General features: G+C 35.4%; 18 protein-coding genes and 1 pseudogene. 1 reads left to right on the top strand and 18 read right to left on the bottom strand.

Features of this window, described 5'->3' with window-relative positions:
• Positions 1 to 14: 14 nt before the first annotated feature.
• From LMD38_RS27550 to LMD38_RS27470, 17 genes and pseudogenes are all read right to left on the bottom strand, one after another.
• Positions 15 to 824, bottom strand: coding sequence for a hypothetical protein (locus LMD38_RS27550; RefSeq protein WP_046647668.1), 810 nt, complete (start codon positions 822 to 824; stop codon positions 15 to 17).
• Positions 821 to 1378, bottom strand: a complete 558-nt coding sequence (locus LMD38_RS27545; protein ID WP_001269724.1) for a hypothetical protein — start codon at positions 1376 to 1378, stop codon at positions 821 to 823. The genes LMD38_RS27550 and LMD38_RS27545 overlap by 4 nt, the downstream gene beginning before the upstream one ends.
• Positions 1362 to 1691, bottom strand: coding sequence for a hypothetical protein (locus LMD38_RS27540; RefSeq protein ID WP_000062338.1), 330 nt, complete (start codon positions 1689 to 1691; stop codon positions 1362 to 1364). Before LMD38_RS27540 ends, LMD38_RS27545 begins: the two co-directional genes overlap by 17 nt.
• Before the next feature lie 12 nt (positions 1692 to 1703).
• Entirely contained in the window at positions 1704 to 2816 is a 1113-nt protein-coding gene (gene dnaN, locus LMD38_RS27535) for a DNA polymerase III subunit beta (protein ID WP_046647669.1), read from the bottom strand.
• Between the two features lie 80 nt (positions 2817 to 2896).
• The gene (locus tag LMD38_RS27530; protein WP_046647670.1) at positions 2897 to 3424 is read right to left on the bottom strand and encodes a hypothetical protein; all 528 of its coding nucleotides are present in this window, start codon (positions 3422 to 3424) and stop codon (positions 2897 to 2899) included.
• Positions 3425 to 3501: 77 nt separating this feature from the next.
• A complete protein-coding gene (ltrA, locus tag LMD38_RS27525; protein ID WP_002019929.1) occupies positions 3502 to 5400 on the bottom strand; it encodes a group II intron reverse transcriptase/maturase in 1899 nt (632 codons plus the stop codon).
• A 767-nt stretch (positions 5401 to 6167) separates the two neighbouring features.
• A pseudogene (locus LMD38_RS27520) lies at positions 6168 to 6518 on the bottom strand (Rad52/Rad22 family DNA repair protein); the annotation flags it as partial.
• Positions 6519 to 6558: 40 nt separating this feature from the next.
• Complete coding sequence (locus LMD38_RS27515; protein WP_046647673.1) at positions 6559 to 6936, bottom strand: hypothetical protein; 378 nt, start codon at positions 6934 to 6936, stop codon at positions 6559 to 6561.
• A 330-nt stretch (positions 6937 to 7266) separates the two neighbouring features.
• Entirely contained in the window at positions 7267 to 7518 is a 252-nt protein-coding gene (locus LMD38_RS27510; protein WP_046647675.1) for a hypothetical protein, read from the bottom strand.
• 68 nt (positions 7519 to 7586) lie between these two features.
• On the bottom strand, positions 7587 to 7871 hold the full coding sequence (locus LMD38_RS27505; RefSeq protein ID WP_046647677.1) for a hypothetical protein: 285 nt from the start codon (positions 7869 to 7871) through the stop codon (positions 7587 to 7589).
• A 260-nt stretch (positions 7872 to 8131) separates the two neighbouring features.
• The gene (locus tag LMD38_RS27500; RefSeq protein ID WP_046647679.1) at positions 8132 to 8356 is read right to left on the bottom strand and encodes a hypothetical protein; all 225 of its coding nucleotides are present in this window, start codon (positions 8354 to 8356) and stop codon (positions 8132 to 8134) included.
• Positions 8357 to 8379: 23 nt separating this feature from the next.
• Entirely contained in the window at positions 8380 to 8646 is a 267-nt protein-coding gene (locus LMD38_RS27495; protein WP_228920448.1) for a hypothetical protein, read from the bottom strand.
• 438 nt (positions 8647 to 9084) lie between these two features.
• Positions 9085 to 9348 carry a hypothetical protein gene (locus LMD38_RS27490; RefSeq protein WP_228920450.1) on the bottom strand — a complete coding sequence of 88 codons (264 nt, stop codon included), beginning with the start codon at positions 9346 to 9348 and terminating at the stop codon, positions 9085 to 9087.
• A gap of 248 nt (positions 9349 to 9596) precedes the next feature.
• Positions 9597 to 10523: a hypothetical protein gene (locus LMD38_RS27485; protein WP_228920447.1), complete on the bottom strand. Its 927-nt coding sequence runs from the start codon at positions 10521 to 10523 to the stop codon at positions 9597 to 9599.
• Between the two features lie 9 nt (positions 10524 to 10532).
• On the bottom strand, positions 10533 to 11516 hold the full coding sequence (locus tag LMD38_RS27480; protein ID WP_000796701.1) for a hypothetical protein: 984 nt from the start codon (positions 11514 to 11516) through the stop codon (positions 10533 to 10535).
• A gap of 478 nt (positions 11517 to 11994) precedes the next feature.
• The gene (locus tag LMD38_RS27475) at positions 11995 to 12195 is read right to left on the bottom strand and encodes a helix-turn-helix transcriptional regulator (protein WP_000172689.1); all 201 of its coding nucleotides are present in this window, start codon (positions 12193 to 12195) and stop codon (positions 11995 to 11997) included.
• Positions 12164 to 12544, bottom strand: coding sequence for a DUF3796 domain-containing protein (locus LMD38_RS27470; protein ID WP_000791543.1), 381 nt, complete (start codon positions 12542 to 12544; stop codon positions 12164 to 12166). The genes LMD38_RS27475 and LMD38_RS27470 overlap by 32 nt, the downstream gene beginning before the upstream one ends.
• 741 nt (positions 12545 to 13285) lie before the next feature.
• Here LMD38_RS27470 and ltrA (LMD38_RS27465) point away from each other — a divergent pair.
• On the top strand, positions 13286 to 14932 hold the full coding sequence (ltrA, locus tag LMD38_RS27465) for a group II intron reverse transcriptase/maturase (RefSeq protein WP_001097732.1): 1647 nt from the start codon (positions 13286 to 13288) through the stop codon (positions 14930 to 14932).
• A 212-nt stretch (positions 14933 to 15144) separates the two neighbouring features.
• On the opposite strand, the gene LMD38_RS27460 is transcribed toward ltrA (LMD38_RS27465), so the two are convergent.
• Positions 15145 to 18594 (bottom strand): DNA translocase FtsK, encoded by a 3450-nt coding sequence (locus LMD38_RS27460; RefSeq protein WP_228920445.1) that lies wholly within the window; start codon positions 18592 to 18594, stop codon positions 15145 to 15147.
• Between the last annotated feature and the right edge of the window lie 15 nt (positions 18595 to 18609).

Genomic DNA, 18609 nt, shown 5'->3' with positions numbered 1-18609 from the left:
TTAGGCCCTCTGTACTAACTTGCTATATTTTTTGTTAACTGTATCTCTTCAAAGATACGAAGTAACATCTCAATTCGTTTAATTGCTGGAAAATATGTATCATCATCATAGAAAAGGTAAAGTTTTTCCTCTTCAGCTTGGTAAAGCATACGTATATCAAACTGATTCTGGATTGAATGAAAGAAACTTTGATCCTCTATCTTGATATTAGAGAACATTTCACCAATTGGACTCCATGCATTCTCGATAATGCGGTTTAATTCATCCATGGGTATATGAAATAGATTCGAATATATGATTAGAGTATCTTTATCGTCGCTATCTACCTCTTCATGATGTAATTTCATATCTTGAATTAAGTCATCCCCCCAGCTTTTAAATGAATCCTCACAATCGTATTCTTCGAAATTATCTTGTTCTAAATAATTGGGGTAATAATCTTTTACGGGAATTCCTAATCTATACATACGCATAAATATCTCCATAAGATACAATTGCGATGTATAGAAGCAGGAAAGATCAGTATCTAAAGATTTTTCCGCAATCATGATTATTTCAAGTAAAGTTTTCGAATCTAAATTAATAGGGAAATTGGAGTCCTCTTCTAAATAAGAAACGGCAGCCATTACTTGTTGAATGGCTCGTTCCGAAATCTTGCTGAAGTCTATTTCTCTTGAGTGCTCTAAACAATCTAATATGTAGATTTCTTCTTCATGTTTCTTATCTGCAAGTAATTCATGTAGTAAGTGAGCATTCTTTTGTATTTTTAACGAAAGTAGATACCTTCTTACTTTCTGCTGATTGTATGTAAATAATAATTTCATACCTGGTTCCCCTTCGTCTTTTCTCGAATCATTGCCGCAAGACGGATTATAATTTCATAATAAGAAAGTACCCATTCATCAAATGAGTACTGTTCATAACCATCCTCTAGAAATTCAATCAAAATATGACTGGGATACGCTTCACTTTGATAGGTGTTAAACGAAAATTCATGTAACACGAATTGAAAATCAGATTGTGTTATATGTTCCGATCCTATACATAAATAGTAACCAGCTGTATCGAAGTAACATCCTTCCGCAGCCATAGAACTAATATCCGAAGCGAAATTCGAATACATGTCTTCTGAGCTAAATAACGTCCCATCTAACAGGTCTTCTTCAGTTCCAAAGGCAAAGTGACAAAATATACTTGTTTGCTCGTTAAAACGCGCAAGCGACTCGAATAATAGTTCACTTGTGATATGCAACTTGTCCCTGTGAAAATCATTGATATTGATTAAGAATGGGATGTTATATTTACGAATTAATTTTTGTATGCGTAGTATCCGAATGTATACTTTCATCTCATTTCCTTGATTAAATAAATATCTCATCTTCTAGCCCTTGCTTTTCTACATCTTCTAGTTGTTCAGTGAAAAGATGTAAATGTAGCATTTCTTTTAATTCACAATCTGGACCATTTATACGAAATGAATTACCACTATAAAACGTGACATAATGACGTAGCTGTTCAAATTGCTTTTCAAATTCATCTATATGTTCTAATGGTATGTTTTCTAAATCAGGCATTTCGTTTGCAATAAATCCATTTATAATCGATTCAAAGGATTGACGAAGTTCTTGATTATTAGGAAGGACTTCTTTTGACTGTAAAAAGTCAAAGAAGTCACTGTGATTCATACTCATTTGGATGCCCCCTTACACGCGAACCGGTAGAATTAACTGCAGATTAGAGTGAGTTGTATCCTCTGCTCCCACTACAACGATAGGTCTCTGATTACTAATCATTTTTATCGCGATTGTTTCAGAAGTTATCGTTTGTAGTGCTTGCAGCAGATATTCCACATTACAAGCCAATGTAAATGCTTCTACTTGATTACATGGAATTTCTACACTTGCAGTACCTACTTGAGAATTTTGTGGTTTAAGATGGATGCTTTCTTTTCCTTCTGACGTAAGTACGATTAAGGAAGAAAATGCTGAAAGCTGCTCCAACGTGTTTTTAAATTCTTCACGTGATAGTTGTATTTCACTTTTAAATTCGCCGGGTACCATACGTGCCGTATCAGGATATGTACCAGCTAATAATCTAGACTGATAAATAATACTTTCGCCACGGATCAACAGCTGTGTATCACTAATTAGCTTTAATTGTAAATTTGTTTCACGATTAAAGAGCTTAAGAGCTGTTTTAAGAGACTTAATCGGTAACACGACTCCACCATCTTTTGCGATAGTGATCTTTGTACAATCAAAATGTAAACGGGCTAAACGGTGAGCATCAGTTGCTATACTAAAGAACTTATCATCAACTGATTTTAAGTTCACACCTGTTAGGATTTTACGTGTATCCATTGCAGGAATAGCATGTAATGTTCCGTTGGCCATTGATACAAATTGTTCTTGTGAAAGTGAAATCCAGTCTTCCCCTGCTTCAATTTTAATTTCAGGATATTCTTCGTGATCCATGGTACAAAAGCTAAATTGTTTCTTCTTACTTTCTACGATTTTTAGCTCATTGTTTTTATGTTCAAGACCGATGAATTCACTTTTGAATTTCTTAATTGTTTTAAGTACCGGAGCAGCTGCAAAAAGCACCTTCCCCGGTTCAGTACAATCCCCACTGTTTACGTTAAAGCGAGTTACTAATGTTACTGTTTCTGTACCGTCTGACCCCATTAGAATCATTCCCTTTGAATTACAATCCAATAAAACACCTTGTAATGCAGGCATTGGGTTTTTAACGTCTACAGTAGCACTAGCTTTCTCTAATTTTTCGATAAATAATGTACGGTTAATAGTAAATTGCATAATAAATCCCTCCAAAAAGTAATAAAAAAAGAACAGACCTCATATCCTGTTCATTCGTTTTCCTGCTATAAAACAAAGGTTTACGCGCTTTGTTGTTTTTTTAACTGTTCTATAAGTTGATGAATGGCTTCTGTATGATCATGAAGTAACCATTCTCTAAAGGACGTAACATCACCAGGAATAAGAGCTGATAACCACCGGTTAAGCTGTTTCTCATTTCCAGGACGAATATTCTTCGCTTCGTGAATCAACTGTAAACTAGTTAGCATTCCTTCTAAACCACCAATCGTCGTATCCTCAAAGGTTCTTGCTTGTGCGTTATAATTGTGATTATAGGCAAGTAGAATCTCCTTGGATGTAATACTTAATGGTTTTGCAAGCTCTTGTATGTTTTGAATTAATACTCCTAGACTTACTTGGCCATTCGATGGTTCCTTCTTTGAACTTCCTTGTTTATGTTTTTGTTGTAACATAGTAGGTGGTGTGAAATGGTACCCTTTCTTTTGATAAGAAACATAGATACTATTTGGACCATTGCTACGTGTAGAAAGTTCTACTTTTATAGGTTTTACATTATAATACCGATAGGTAAGCCAATTCTTCAGCATTACCTGTTAAGAGTGGCTTTTCCCCCGGTCCACACCGTACGTGAGACTTTCACCTCATACGGCGCTCCATCTAATAATCAAATAGCATGAATTTTGTTCCTGAATCGTTTCAGTTTATTAATTTCCTTATTATTCAAGATGCTGCTCATATCAACTTCATTGTGTATTGCCTTGTGAATTTCCTTATCTACACAGGCTAGATTTGGCAGCTTATTGACTTCTTCTAACGGGAGATTAGGATTAATGTGATGAACATGCAGGTTGTGCTTCCCAAGTGGGACTCCTGTAATTCTACATTTTCCTCTATCTCTGTTGAACGCATATCCTCTATTCATAAAGTACTCAAAATTGTATCGGGGTGAATTCACAAGTTTTTTCCTGACTTTCTCAAGGAGAGAGAGGCTTGTAATTTCATCTAGTCTGACACTGAACTCCTTTGTTCCCTTTCTTCGCTCGATTAATTTACGTCCCGAAGGAGAGTATGGAGTTTCATTTTGAACCTTTTGTTTATATAGGTTTTCGTTCATCTTGGTTAGGTTTAAATGCATAATGCCAATGTAGCCAACTTCGGTTTTAATAGCTAAAGTCTTTTGTGTCCGTTTAGGGTATTTGTCCGCAAGGTTAATACACTTGTTGATAGGATGTAAGACCCCACCACGCCTAGATAGAAGATTAAAAGTCTTTTTTCTTAACTTATAACCTTCTCTATCCATTATGGGAGATTCGGTGGCATATGAATAATAATTTATTAATCCTCTAACCTTTGAGTTATAGGCTAAGATTAGCTGTGCATTACTCAGTTTATCGTGGCTTAATCTTTTGCCGAGAGAAGTGAGTGTGGCTCTGAGTTCTTTTACTTTTCTTTTAATCTTCTTATCAGAAGGAGTTATTTGGCTGATATATCTTGTCTTTTTATCCTTCTTCTTTTTTCCTTTTACACCTTTTAAGACTACCTTGTATTTGAAGCCAAGAAATTCTATTGGCTTATGCCTGATGTTGGTTATTCTTGTTTTCTCTTCGGATAGTTCAAGTTTAAGTTCTTTCTGAAGAAAATTCTTGATAACAGTCTTCCATCTATAAGCATGGGATTTGTTATTAGTGACTAGAACCCAGTCATCAGCATATCTGATTAGATAGCCTGGCTTAAGGTTAGAAGATTTTAAACCTCGTAATTTATGATCGTGTTTCGAATACTCATGTCTGGTTGTAAATTCTTCAAATTGCTTGGCAACCCATTTGTCGAAGGAATGTAAGTATACATTTGCTAAGAGGGGGCTTAATATGCCACCTTGGGGTGTACCATTGTCATTTCTAATGATATTTTTGAAGATTCCAGCTTTGAGGAATTCCGTTATTAGGCACAATATTCGTCTATCTTTGATTCCCATGCTCCATAGTTTTTTTATAAGAATCCTATGGTTTACTTTGTCGAAGAATTGACGAATATCACCTTCTACGATCCAGTGATACCCAGTGTTATGAACAAGGACTTTTACTCTTTCCAACGCATGATAGGTAGTTCTTTCTGGTCGAAACCCAAAGCTGTATTTGAAGAATTGTGCTTCGAGTACAGGCTCTAAGACTTGCTTCATCATTTGTTGAATTATCCGGTCTTCTATGGTTGGAATACCGAGAGGTCGTTGTCCGCCATTAGCCTTTGGAATAAACACACGTTTTATTAGGTGCGCCTTGAAATTTGTGAGTCTACCACGAATTAACTCGATAAGTTTTTCTTCGGATAGTCTGAGGTAGTCTTGGATTGTTTTTCCGTCTACCCCTGGAGTCATGGAGCCTTTATTGCTTTTTAGCGAGTGTATCGCAGTGACAATATTAGGTTTTGACATCGCAATTTCAAGGAGAGATGTGTGTTTGATTCTCGTCTTTTTTTCCATATGCTCTTTTGTTTTTGAGTACAGCTTGTCTAATGTTCTCTTTAATTCTGTTTCTGATTCAAGAGTATTTTCTAGTTTTCGCACCAAATTGCATCACCTCTTTTGCTGAGATTTTGCTCTAAGGTTTAGTCGGTTACTGTTACACATTCCTAGAATAATTTTGCCTTTGCATGATTATTAGACTTGGGCCCTTCCCTCTAGTTATATTACATAACCTTCTTTGGTACTATGACCCTACTGCCATTGGTGTTAAGGAACTTCAGTATTGTATGTGTAATACCTTATATCCACGAACCGATAATTAACCATCGTATGACGTTCTCACCAACTTCAACTGTTCCACATGTTTTAGCCTTACATATAGCCTTAGGACTCACCTTTATGCCGTCAGTTACTAATGAACTAATCGTAATTTGATTCATTAGATGAATAGGGTATAGTCCCTATCCGCAGATTTGATATACCTTATTATCATTTCCACAACTGAAAAGGTATGGTTTTACCTCCTCCATATTTCTAAGGAACGGATAGTATCGACACGTACATTCAGTGATTCGCCAGAATCTATGATTCATTCTATCCATAGCTATTTTATGGCGTCCCGATTACTTTTCTTACCATGTTCCCTGAGGAATTTAGGTTCGATTTTCACCGCCTTCAACGGGCTCATAACAATGATAGGGTTCTCTATTATTGCTATCCGTAGTATTAGACCTTTTCAAGAGTTTACGATGTTCTTGCAAGACTTACTTCCGAGTCTTGATAGTCAAACATGCAGTTAGAACATTTTATAGTTCCCTCGCTTTTATATAGTGTGTTTCCACAACTTTTTGTGCGAGAACAGTTCACACAAGGTATCTTCCCACGCCCCAAAGTACAGCAGCTCTTTTTAAACTATTCGAAAAGCCACCTTTTACAGAACTGTAGTCAGATTCTTCACTTCCATCCTCTTTTGATATCCAACGTTCATTCAAAAACACTGATATGGTACATTTCGTTGCCTTCTCACCCCATTTTTCATAAGACACTTGCCATTTATCAATACCAAAGACTTCATCAAATCGGTCCTGAATGGCGCGTGCGTCAACAAATGGAGCTACATACGCAAAAAAACGACCTTGGCTTTCAAATGTATGTGTAATTTTCCAACCTAATTGTTCGAACGGAAATTCAGCTTGTAAACTTTCCATTATATTCGTCATAATAATCCTCCTGTATTACTTGTTATTTCGAATCTGGGTGTTACCACTCTTTCTTTCGAAGTTCATCAATCATTTCACATATAATTCCTCTGTTTTCATGAAGCAGCCAATCCTCATAGGAAGTAATATCTTTTCCTGACTGAATGGATAGACGCTTATTCAAATCCTCTATACTTTTACAACTGATATTCCTTGCTGCATAAATGAGACTTAAACTTACTTTCAAATCTCTTAAATCAGAAATGGTAATATCCTTAAATGTCGTAGCTTTCGTATTGAAGTTTTGATTGTGCGCTTGCAACATTGATAAAGAACTGATCCATAAAGGATTAGCTAGTTCTTTAATTTCTTTAATAATGTCATGTAAATGAGCATCATTTTGTAATTTCCCTTGTGATTTTTCCATGGCTAAATTCATGATGTTTCCCCCTAATTAATAAAATAATTGCCTAAAGTGCTGGCTATACAATAACTCCAAACTTGAAGACAACACAAAAAGGGCTTCTTCAAGTCGATTAAAAATGTGCATAGCAAAATAAGCTATAAATACACTAATCGGCTCAAAGAAGCCCTTTCATAAATGAAACAAGACGCAACTTGCTTCTACAACTCAACCACAACACAAAAAAGGTGTGGGAATAAACGGAATCAATTAAATAATAAATATATCTGTATATTAAACTATCTTTATTTTTAATGCAAGTAAAAAAGAGTGAAACAACCGTATCACTCTTTCATCCATAGTATATTATTTGCTCCAAAACTCATTATAATACCAAGCTCGATAAGAAACATGTTCTGAAACATCCATTATTTTCATACGTCTTCTATGATTTTTAGGGTGAACAGGTATACTATATACCTTCGCATCGTCTGGTTTCATCATATCTTCTACTTCAATTTTTACAACTTTTAGATGGTATGGCATACGACCATTGCTAAAAATATCCCCTACACAAATTGTCCAAAGACTTGTTTCTATTTCAGTTACACTATTCATTTTATATTCTCCTCTATAAATTAATAAAAAAGACACTGAACAAATACGTCCAATGTCTTTTTTCCCTCTTATATACTAGTTAACTCAAAGTATAATTTTTCTGGTTTTCCATACATGTTAATTTCATTTTGATATACGACAGCTAATTGCTGAGACATCTCAATGCTTTCCACATAGGATAATGAAGCGGCTGCTTCTATTTTTTCTTTAATCTCATTAGGAATGGCTGAGTAAGATAAGCTATCCATTTTACTTCCTAATTTAGTATCTGTAGCAGCTTCATAATAAATTTCGGTAATTAGGACCTTATTATCATCTGGATCATACATATATCCTCGGTTAACTGTAATCATATTGTAGTGCTCCTCTCAGGTTTACATTTTCTAATTCCTTGTGCTTTTAGCATTGCAACAAGTTCCTTACCTATATATAAATCCCATATTTTCTATAGTTGCATTCCATTCTATATCTACTGTACTATGTCTCTTTTATGAAATGTTCTTAAAAACGGAGAGTTCAGAAATTCTTAACAAAAGTAGGATATGATAAACCCTTGGATTTGGTTGAAATTTCTTACCGCTTTTATTATTCGACATTCTCTAAATTAGCTTTTTTACAGTGTAATAGCATAGGCCCAGGAGCCTTTTTCAAACCTGAATGTATCAAGATCTTTATCTATACGATAGAAAACATTCGGTTCATGCTCTGAAACTACTGCAAAATACATATAGACTGTCCCTTTACCTAAATATTCGATTCTCTCAATTGACAAAGAGAACATATCCCTCATAAGTTGTTTACAATATAAAATCTCTCTTAATTCTTTTTCAACATTCATAATATACACCTACTTTATTAAATTTATGGTAGTAAATTTGCTATAACACATGGGAAATTTACAATCTTTTGACGATGATAGATTTCTTCTACGGTGTCATAGATTGCTATATGTCCATAATCTACCTTTACTCGCTCATGCAAATCTAATCGTTTTATATTAACGTACTCTACTTCACCATAATCACTTTGCGCTTCCATTAAATAAAATCCTACTGCTTCATATGGACTATTGGCTGCAATAATTTTTATAGCAAGTTCTTCTCCATAACTAACCTTATAAAATTTCATTTCTATTTCCCCCTTAAAATAGAAAAAAGCACTTTAAAATTGTGCTTTAATCACTCTTATTATTCGTTTAGCCTAAATGGTCTAATATAAATATTTCCTAACTTAAAGACAACACAAAAAGGGCTTCTTTAAGTCGATTAAAAATGTGCATAGCAAAATAAGCTATATATACACTAATCGGCTCAAAGAAGCCCTCTCATAAATGAAACAAGACGCAACTTGCTTCTACAACTCAACCACAACACAAAAAAGGTGTGGGAATAAACGGAATCAATTAAACAATAAATATAGTTATATATTAATCTATTTTTATATCATATTCAATTGTTTTAAGAAAACAAAAATAAGAAGGGAATTTATATGTAGTTGTTTTATCTACCATATAATTATACCCCTGTATCAACGTTTATAAATCCCCTCTTATTTCAGTTCTTGTTGTTACTTCATGTACTGCATTTCAAAATAGAGCTTTTCTGGCTTTTGATTTTGGTTTAAATAACAAAGTATTTCTGGAATGGTTTGTTCTTCTACTTCCATACTTTCCATATAAGACATACTTTCGTTTTCTTGAACTTTTTTAAAAATGGAAGATGGGAGTTTGTCTGCAGCAAACACACTCATTTTGCTTCCTAACTTTTGTTCGGATGCAGCGTTGTAGAAAATTTCGTTCACAATGACCTCATTATCATCTGGATCATACATGTACCCTCGTTGTATACGTAGCAATGTGTTACTCCTTTCATAAATATTCCTTTACACGAATGTTTATATTTGTATATATTGTTTTTCTGCATAAAGGTGTCAAAGAATATTATTTCTTAAAATCCGTAATTTGTATAGAGGGAGATACAGGATAATTCGTTTTCTTAATTTATTTTTAAATATTCCACGCTTTTTTATATAACAAACAAGCCACCCTTTAAAATGAATCAATAGCTTGTAAGGGTGGCTTAGTTTGTTGCGAATAGCTTTGTATTTAATTGTTTAATCTCCCCTTCTGCAAGGGGCTGGTAAAATGCATGTTGTAATCCTTCTATATGCAAGGTTTCTCCTATACATAACAATACTTTACCAGGGAGCAAGTCGAGTAATAGTTCTTTATTAATTTGTTTTGCTTGATTTTCAGTAGAAACATATATAACTAATACAGTAGGATTGTTTCCTAAATCTTGCATAATAACATCTTTTCCTGATTCTACGAAATCTTTCCATCGAGCAATAATTCGTTTTAAACGATCTTTTTTATCTGTTAGTAGTGTTGAGTATACAACGAAATTAAATATATGATTTACTCCGCCTTGCACTGCAAAACTTAAAGGAGGGGTAAAAACCCCTTTACTAATAGATGGATGCATAATATGTCCTAAAAATGATGGAGCATAACGCAGATGGCAGATTAATTCTATATCGTGCCAATAACGTAAGTGAACATATTTACCGTGATTATCAATTCGTTCTGGGGCAAAGAAGAACATATTTCCTTCCCAGTATTTTAAAAATTTGTAACCATTGTCGGATAACGTATATGTTTCTTCAAAGATCTCCATTTCAAAACTCTCCACTTGCCATTTTTCAATCAGACGGTAGTAAAGTAATCCTTGAAGTGCATCATTTATTTTCTTACGCGAATATTTATCCTTAAATAAATATAATAAATGATTAAATCGAACAGATGTATGAACCCCAATGAAAGTAAGTAAGGCATACTGTTCTTCTGTTAAACGCTGCTTAAACTTAACCAATTCGTCAAAAGAATGGAATACATAGGTTTTATCCAGTTCATGTATCCGATATATTTGAAGTCCCTGTACATCCTCACTTGATAAATGAGGAATAGAAGGGACATAAGTGGGCAATTGTTTCTCTATTGTACGCATAGTCATCCATTAAAATTGGAAAATTGACGAATTAGTTTTTTTACTTTGTCCCTGCGGATAATTTAGGATACGCACTGTACCTTTTCTATTTTTCGCGTCGATATTAAGCAGCTCACATGTAACAATCGTTTGATTTTTCGCATCTTCTACAGTTGGATTGGCAAGATTACGGCTCTTAAGTCCTTTAAACTGAATTCCTGGTGCAACCTCTACGAAAATACCCGCAATAGCGTCTACCCCTACAATTTTACCTACAAATCGGTCACGGCGTTTCTTTAGTTCTAACAACTTTTCAATTGGATCTGTTTCTAGTTTCTTTTTATTTCCTCTAAATTCATAACGGCCATTCTTTTCCCCTACTTTATCGATGATAAGTTCTACAACATCACCAATGACAATATCCTCCGGACGAACGAATGTATAGGACCAGTGTGAGTACCTTACACCTATTGTTACACCATGCACTTCAACTAAAACAGTTTGTGCAGATGGGATATGTCCTGAAACGGTTCCAGTGTATACCTTGTTACCCTCTTGCGCTGTCACTTCTTCATATAATCTTTTTTGAAGTGCCAATTCCCCTGCTGTGATAGATACAACAGCAAAGTTGCCTTCCTCCGTTTTCTGGAAGTGTTCAATGATTAAAGGCTTTGTTCTACCAACTAGCCATTGAGGATTTTTAGGAACATTTATACCTGCCTCTGTAATGGGGCAATATGCTGTTGTATGAGTACCAATTTGCATTGTAAGTACTTGTATACGCTCAGACTTTCCGTTTTTAGTTGGGAATAGCTTTTCGGATACGACTGTAATCAAGCCTTTTCCTACAGTACGCTCACGTTTCATACGGGCTAATTCCTCTAGTTCATGATCACGTACTCGCTCAAATTGATTAAAGTTTGTTTCAAACATCGTGTCACTTTGTGCGTTCTCTGTTTCAAAAGCCATTCCAAGTTCTTCTACAGTTTGAGTGTTTGTCTTATCTTCTGCCATTATATTTTCCTCCTAGAACGTAAAAAAGGACACACCTGTACCGTTGGGATGGTACGTAAGGTGTGTCCTTCACGTAAATTATGGTTTATTTATATAGTTGTTAATACAAATATAATGGTATTTCTACTCAAATGCAAGAATAATTTTAAAATCATAAGTTTGCTATAGGTTAAATCAAAATCTAGAATGCAGCCTTACTAGGGGGACCGCTAGTATTTCGGAAAAAACCACGCTAAGAGTATGCAAAATTTTATGCGAAAAATAGGGAGACATAGGGAACTATAGGGAAGCCAAAAGTCGCTCTAAAATAGGAATGTATAAGAAGATGCATAGAGTCATAGAAAAAGAAAAAGGCGAATCCCTTCTGAGAGTAAGGGGACACCTTTTTCTTCGTTACCGATAATGAGACGTTATGTTAACCGAGCATGAATAGAACATTCATCATTTTTTTCTTGTATTCACTTGTACTAGAATTAAACTAGTCTTCAAACCAAAATAACACTTCAATCGGTGCTTTTAAAACTTTTGCAATATCGTAAGCCAATTTTAATGAAGGGTTATATTTTCCGTTTTCGAGATTACCAATTGTTTCTCTTCTAACTCCAACCTTATTAGCTAAATCTCCTTGGGACATATTTAACTTTACCCTATATTCTTTCATCCGAGTAATCAACGTCATCCTGCATCCCTTTCTTTTCTCTACGTTCGAATATTTCTAAATTAATTACAAAAGTAACTAATGGTATTCCAACTGCAAGTGCAACGAATAATCGAATTACATGTATATCTGCAAAAATAACAATACTTAAGATTAATAAAACACCTGATACTAATGATACGAAAAATGCTTTTGTGGCAGCAATGCGAACATGTAGAATAAAAAGTTCATCTGGTATAACTTTTGCATATAAAAAGAAAGAAAAGAAAGCGAAAAAGTAATATGTAAATGAAGTTTCACCTAAAAATGAAAGAGGACCTAAAAACCCTAGAAATCCAATAAATCCTAAGTAAGCTAGTTTATTTTTCATATAAATTCTCCTTTGTGATATATTTCGCTCTTTATGTTATAAATATATCACATAAAGAGCGAAATAAAAAGGAATTGAAACTTTATATCTTTGTTTCAAACCAATACTTTTAACTTCCGTTTTCGATAATTATGGTGCGACAAGAAGTCGCATTCCCACAGGGTAGCTTCTGCTACTAGATTAGATGCAAAGTCTATCTCCATCCGAAACTGCGGACTTGGTAACGGGCTCGTGGGTTGCATGAGGAAATGTGGAAACAGAGAGTCTGTACATGACTCGGAATACCGCTAGGAGAAGACAGGTACGGTGAACGAGAGTGAAGGCTCGTAAGCTTCGTAATCGTTAGCTTGGGATAATGTACAGCTCTACCCAGGTCTTGATAAGAGGAAAGGCATTCTCATAATACTGCCGCGTTGCATCCCGCAACTTATCCGGAGTAAAGAGTCCACCTAACCCTGTCGTATCTGTGGAATGTGAAACTTGGTAAGCCCTATGTCATCTGCGCAAGCAGTAGGATGACTGTAAAGTCAAACGATGTGGCAGAGGGTAAAGGATATAAGAGAAAGCAAAAGCCGCTAGCCGAAAGGAAACAGGAAAGCATAGAAATATGTATAACTGAGCGGATATTGTCGTCCTTACGGACAAACCCATGACAAGCCTGAAAGGGAGCCCACTTCTTATAGGTCTTCAACATGGAAATACATTTGTAAGTTATCTTCTGACGAATAGGAGCGTGCAGTTATGAACACCTCAGAACGAGCGTCGGCGCACGTCTCGTATACAAACTGGAAAGCAGTTCAGATGTATGTGACGAAGTTACGACAAAGAATTTACCGTGCCGAACAGTTACAGCAACAAAGAAAGGTAAGAAAACTTCAACGCTTACTCATGAGAAGCGAAGCAAACTTACTGTTATCAATTAGACGAGTAACACAGCAGAATAAAGGAAAGCGAACAGCAGGTGTTGATGAACATACAGCCTTGAGTCGCAGAGAAAGAAATCTTCTCTATGAGCAACTCAAAAAGTTAAATACGCTACAACACCGACCAAAACCAGCAAAACGTATATACATTGTGAAGAAAAACGGAAAATTGCGACCGTTGGGCATCCCAACTATAAAGGATAGGGTATATCAAAATATAGTGCGAAATGCCCTTGAACCACAGTGGGAAGCCAGATTTGAAGCTATTTCTTACGGGTTTCGTCCTAAGCGAAGTACCCATGATGCCATACGAAGCATTTTCAATAGAATCAACGGGGGCACAAAGAAGAAATGGATATTTGAAGGAGATTTTCAGGGCTGTTTTGATCATCTCAACCATGAGTGGATACTCAAACAAACTTCTTACTTCCCCGGAAGAAAACTATTGAAGCGATGGCTCAAGATGGGATACATGGAGCAAAGCTTTTTCGCGGAAACGCAAGAAGGTACTCCGCAAGGAGGAATTATCTCGCCACTTCTCGCTAACATTGCCCTTCATGGAATGGAAGAAACCTTGGGAATTACTTACAAGAAAAACTATAAAGCTAATGATAGTTATATTATGAATCCTGCTTGCAAATTTACCCTTATCCGTTACGCAGATGATTTTGTGGTCTTAACGGAGACAAAAGAACAAGCACTCTCTGTATATATGAGACTTCGTCCCTACTTAAAGGACAGGGGATTGGAATTAAGCCCTGAAAAGACGAAGGTTACACATATTGAGGAAGGATTTGAGTTCCTAGGATTCTTGATTCGGCAGTACCAAACTGAACAGGGGAATAAACTGTTCATCAAACCAAGTAAGGGCAGTAGACAGAAAGCGAAGAAGAAAATTGGAGATACTTTACGTGTCATGAGGGGTCAACCCATCGGAGAAATCATCCGAGTGCTTAATCCTATTATCAGAGGATACGGGCAATACTGGAAACATGTCGTTTCTAAGAAAATCTTTGGTACAATGGATAGCTATATCTATTGGAGAATCGGCAAACATCTTCGACAGCTCCATCCAAAGAAGTCGTGGAAATGGATATATGCAAGATATTACAGGCATCCACATCATGGTGGAAATGCTTGGACACCAACCTGCCCGAAAACAAATATCCAACTCTTACATATGTCATGGATTAAGATTGAGAGACACAACATGGTGAAATTCAAAAATAGTCCTGATGACCCAACATTGAAAGAATACTGGGAAAAAAGAGACCGTAAGGTATTTGATACGGAAAACACGATGGATAGAATGAAGCTGGCTAGAAAACAAGGTTACCGCTGCGCTATCTGCAAAACTCCACTACAAAACGGGGAAAAGGTAGTCGTAAAAGACATGCCTGTTCCGCAACACCTCATATTGTCTAATTTAAACTTAAAATTAGTTCACTTACCTTGCCTATACTAAAGGGACTGAAATCGGATAAAAAGAAGGCTTGAGCCGTATGATGGGAAACTGTCACGTACGGTTCTGAGGGGAGTTGGGGGCAGCGATGCCCCCCGCTTACCCGACTAAATAAGCTGCCTATATGGGCAGCTTATTTTATTTTTGGCTTAGCGTGGTTTTTTCCGAAATGCTGGCTATACCAATAATAGATTTAATTTAAGGTTTACAAACTATTAATCAAAGAAATTGTTCAATTCCTTACTCATTACGTTCGATGTTTTTTGCTTAGGTTTCTCAATTTTATTAACCAGCGACTGCGTAGTATTTTTCTTATTTTTTTGCTGAGATCTTAAGTGCTCTTGACGCTCTTTGTAGCTCATACGTTTATGTTCTGGTTGCTTCTCATCATTTTTCGAATGCTCTTCTCTATTTTTTTCTAAGTTTTCTTGTACCGTAATACTAATAGATTCGTAAACTTTTGCTACATCTTCATCTAGCTTGTTTTCTTCGGTATGATTAAGCATTTCTTCAACTGGAACCGTGTTGATTTCTACATGTGTTTCTTCTGCCTCTGTTATTGTAACGGGAGGTCCATCAGATGGGAATTCTTCAAACAGTGTTTCGGTCTCATCAGGAATCACGGAATGAATAATGGAATCTTTATTCCAATCTTGCTCTAACATAGTAATAGATAATTCTTTGTTTAGTTCTGCTACCTCCATGTTTATTTCATAGCATTCTTCCATAGGAGGTAATTCTATATCTATGGTTTCTTTAATATCTTCTTTCACGACCGGTTCTTTTATTTCAGAGCTTATACTTTCTACATGTGTTTCTTCTGCTATAACAGGCAGTTCACCATTTCGTTGTAAGGCATCTATTAATCTCGATGCACGTGTATAACTAATTTTAAACGTGTCTTGTAGTACAGATATAGAGATACTTCCCGCTTCATTCACAAAACTTAAAACATCTTCGTATAGAATATCCTTAAAGGAGCTAGTTTCCTCTTGTTCGATTTCTTCGCCTTCAATTGGAATTGCTACTTCCGGTGAAATAGTATTGTCAGGTGAATGAGTAGTAATAACACTTGTTTCTTCTGATGTACTACTATTATTTGAAATTAATACTTTACGAGGACCATCCCCTGTGTAAGAACTTACAACTAGATTTTGTTCTAACTTCTCAATATATTGCATAGATTTCATATAGCTAATCTTGAATTTTCTTTGCAGAAGAGATGGCGAGACTTGTTGTGATTCGATAATAAATTCCTTAATATCTTCATACAACTTATTTTCAACTTCATCATCAACATTCCCCTGCTGGTTCATTGCTGCGGGATCATTAGGTAAGGTTTCATTTTGAGACTTGTTTCCCTTATAATCCTCCAATGATACAATGTGTTGATGCTCCTCGTTTGTTTCCATGGAGTTATTCTGTTCAATCTCACCTTCTCGGATAGGTGGTAATGGTTGTATTTTCTTCATGTTTTCTGCATCTACATGCTTCATAGGATTAGCTTTTTCTATAGATTCATTAATAAGGCGAAGACGCTCATTTTCCCAATATTCACCTGTTTTTGTATCTACTTGAATAATTGCTTGGGCAAATTCCTCTTTTGGTACAAAGTTACTTGTGATTTGTTGTACAGGTTGCACATGATTATCTTGTACGATACGAGCAGCACAGATGAATGCCCCTTGTGCCATGATATCTCCTGGTGACATAACAACTTCTTTCGTTTTTTGATAGGTTGATCCTAGTCGACTTACTGGATTCTCTTGCATAGGAGAAATGCCCTGTTCGGATTCTGCCTCTTTAAATTCCTCTTTCTCACCAAACATGTCAGAGAAAATTTTTGCATCATATGGTGTTACATCTCCAAATATCATTTTGTTACGGAATGAACCTAGTAAAGTAAACATGTATTGCTCTGTGAAGTCGAGAGCTAATTGCGATAGTGTTTGGCTAGCGATTGTTAAAATTACTTTATATTTACGAGATTGTGCAGGGAATTCTTTAAACGGCCGCACAACGTAATCCGGAAACTCATCGACAATAATATGATGGTAAGGTGAGACGTTTGGATCTCTACGGAATACTGCATTTTGCATACTTAACAATACAAATTTTCCTAATACGTTTGAAAGGTCTGCTAATTCTCCTTTTGCCGTATTGACTAACAAAATCCCACCCTGCTCTAAATGAACATCGAAATCAAAATCGGATTTTCCAAATAAAACACGTCGTATTAAAACGTTTGAAGCTAAATCTTTTAATATGTTGCGTAAACCTTTTACATATTCTTCTTCTCTGTCATAATGCATTGGTTGTCCGCGGTATTTTCCTGATTTATAAACCGCTGGTTCACCTTGAAAATCCATTTTTTCACGAATAGTATTATCAAACCATTCATCAATACCTTTTATAATTTTATATTCGTTTTTTTGGTCACGTGAAGCATCCCCACTTTGAACAAAATCATATAACTTTTCAACTTGTACTTTTAATAGTTTATGCATACGATGGACACGTTCTACATCATCATACATCTCAATTAAATCGTCAAAGGTTACATCTTTTTGTGGGTTGTGTAGCTTTAGTAAATAAATATGTTGCTTGAGGTGGTTACGCTGCGCTTGTTCAAAGAATGCATTGTTAGATTCAGACAAACCTTGAATAACCATTGCAAAAACCTCTGCTACTTTATCTACTGGTCCTCGTAGAATGTTTATATTTTTGGTATCAGGATTTGTTGGATCAATGTAGTAAACTGCACTTTCAGGTATTTTATGTGCTTGCACTAACTTAAAAACCTTTTGACATAAATCATTACTCGGTTCGATAACAGTCACACCATTTAAAAATGTTCCTTTTACTTCTTCTGTATGATAATCCTTCTTTTTAAAGACATTTATGAACTTATTGATAAAACGTGCCATCCAATGTAAATCTTGATTAATCATGGGAATAATTAAACTAGATGTTTTACCAGAACCAATAGGACCAATAATAATACAATTTAACGTTCTATCTTTCCCCTTAATACGAACCATCTCTTTATGCTCAATATGCGGACCAATTTCTACATCAGGATATATTTGTTCTTCTTGGCTATTAAACCATTTTTGTAATTTGTGATTTTTATATTCGTATTTTTGTACCCACTTTAATATCTCTTCTCGGTAACGAACTATATGCCCACTATACCAAAGGGTAAACAAAATCATGAATACTGTTGGTAAAAATACAAAAATCATAGTGAGTGTGTGAAAATTGCCTGTTAAGACATGACCTAAGGCTTCATACTCACCAAAATTAAGATGTTTTGATTTATCCGTTAGATAAGGAATAACCTTTGCATGGATCGGAGCAGTTGCAAACCATAAAAATTGAATATCAACCGCAAAGTGAGAAGCAACCAAGATTATTAATTTCCCATTATTCACATGTAAAGCTGGAATACGGCTGTAAAACCTAAAGCTAAATTCTCCTAACAGTAAAGAAAAGAACATTAAAATAAGCGGTACATATGTAATTTCTATAGGATAAGACGGTGGTTCAAATGCATAGTAGAGTAACTTGATGTAGTTTACTAAACCGAAACCAAATGAAAGAATAAATCCGCTAATTAAACCGATTGTAGTAAATAACGGTAATCGTTGTTTAAATGTCTCCATATAGGCTCACCTACT

This window comes from Bacillus pacificus, assembly GCF_020861345.1.
In the GTDB taxonomy this organism is placed as follows: Bacteria; Bacillota; Bacilli; order Bacillales; family Bacillaceae_G; genus Bacillus_A; species Bacillus_A pacificus.
This window is presented reverse-complemented; position numbering and strand designations above follow the sequence as displayed.

Bases quoted from the DNA above. Each gene is read 5' to 3' on its own strand.
- LMD38_RS27500 (WP_046647679.1), bottom strand. From the start codon at position 8,356: ATGAATGTTGAAAAAGAATTAAGAGAGATTTTATATTGTAAACAACTT.
- LMD38_RS27485 (WP_228920447.1), bottom strand. From the start codon at position 10,523: ATGCGTACAATAGAGAAACAATTGCCCACTTATGTCCCTTCTATTCCT.
- LMD38_RS27470 (WP_000791543.1), bottom strand. From the start codon at position 12,544: ATGAAAAATAAACTAGCTTACTTAGGATTTATTGGATTTCTAGGGTTT.
- LMD38_RS27490 (WP_228920450.1), bottom strand. From the start codon at position 9,348: ATGTATGATCCAGATGATAATGAGGTCATTGTGAACGAAATTTTCTAC.
- LMD38_RS27515 (WP_046647673.1), bottom strand. From the start codon at position 6,936: ATGAATTTAGCCATGGAAAAATCACAAGGGAAATTACAAAATGATGCT.
- LMD38_RS27540 (WP_000062338.1), bottom strand. From the start codon at position 1,691: ATGAGTATGAATCACAGTGACTTCTTTGACTTTTTACAGTCAAAAGAA.
- LMD38_RS27510 (WP_046647675.1), bottom strand. From the start codon at position 7,518: ATGAATAGTGTAACTGAAATAGAAACAAGTCTTTGGACAATTTGTGTA.
- ltrA (WP_001097732.1), top strand. From the start codon at position 13,286: ATGAACACCTCAGAACGAGCGTCGGCGCACGTCTCGTATACAAACTGG.
- LMD38_RS27480 (WP_000796701.1), bottom strand. From the start codon at position 11,516: ATGGCAGAAGATAAGACAAACACTCAAACTGTAGAAGAACTTGGAATG.
- dnaN (WP_046647669.1), bottom strand. From the start codon at position 2,816: ATGCAATTTACTATTAACCGTACATTATTTATCGAAAAATTAGAGAAA.
- LMD38_RS27495 (WP_228920448.1), bottom strand. From the start codon at position 8,646: ATGAAATTTTATAAGGTTAGTTATGGAGAAGAACTTGCTATAAAAATT.
- LMD38_RS27505 (WP_046647677.1), bottom strand. From the start codon at position 7,871: ATGATTACAGTTAACCGAGGATATATGTATGATCCAGATGATAATAAG.
- LMD38_RS27550 (WP_046647668.1), bottom strand. From the start codon at position 824: ATGAAATTATTATTTACATACAATCAGCAGAAAGTAAGAAGGTATCTA.
- LMD38_RS27475 (WP_000172689.1), bottom strand. From the start codon at position 12,195: ATGACGTTGATTACTCGGATGAAAGAATATAGGGTAAAGTTAAATATG.
- LMD38_RS27530 (WP_046647670.1), bottom strand. From the start codon at position 3,424: ATGCTGAAGAATTGGCTTACCTATCGGTATTATAATGTAAAACCTATA.
- LMD38_RS27460 (WP_228920445.1), bottom strand. From the start codon at position 18,594: ATGGAGACATTTAAACAACGATTACCGTTATTTACTACAATCGGTTTA.
- LMD38_RS27545 (WP_001269724.1), bottom strand. From the start codon at position 1,378: ATGAGATATTTATTTAATCAAGGAAATGAGATGAAAGTATACATTCGG.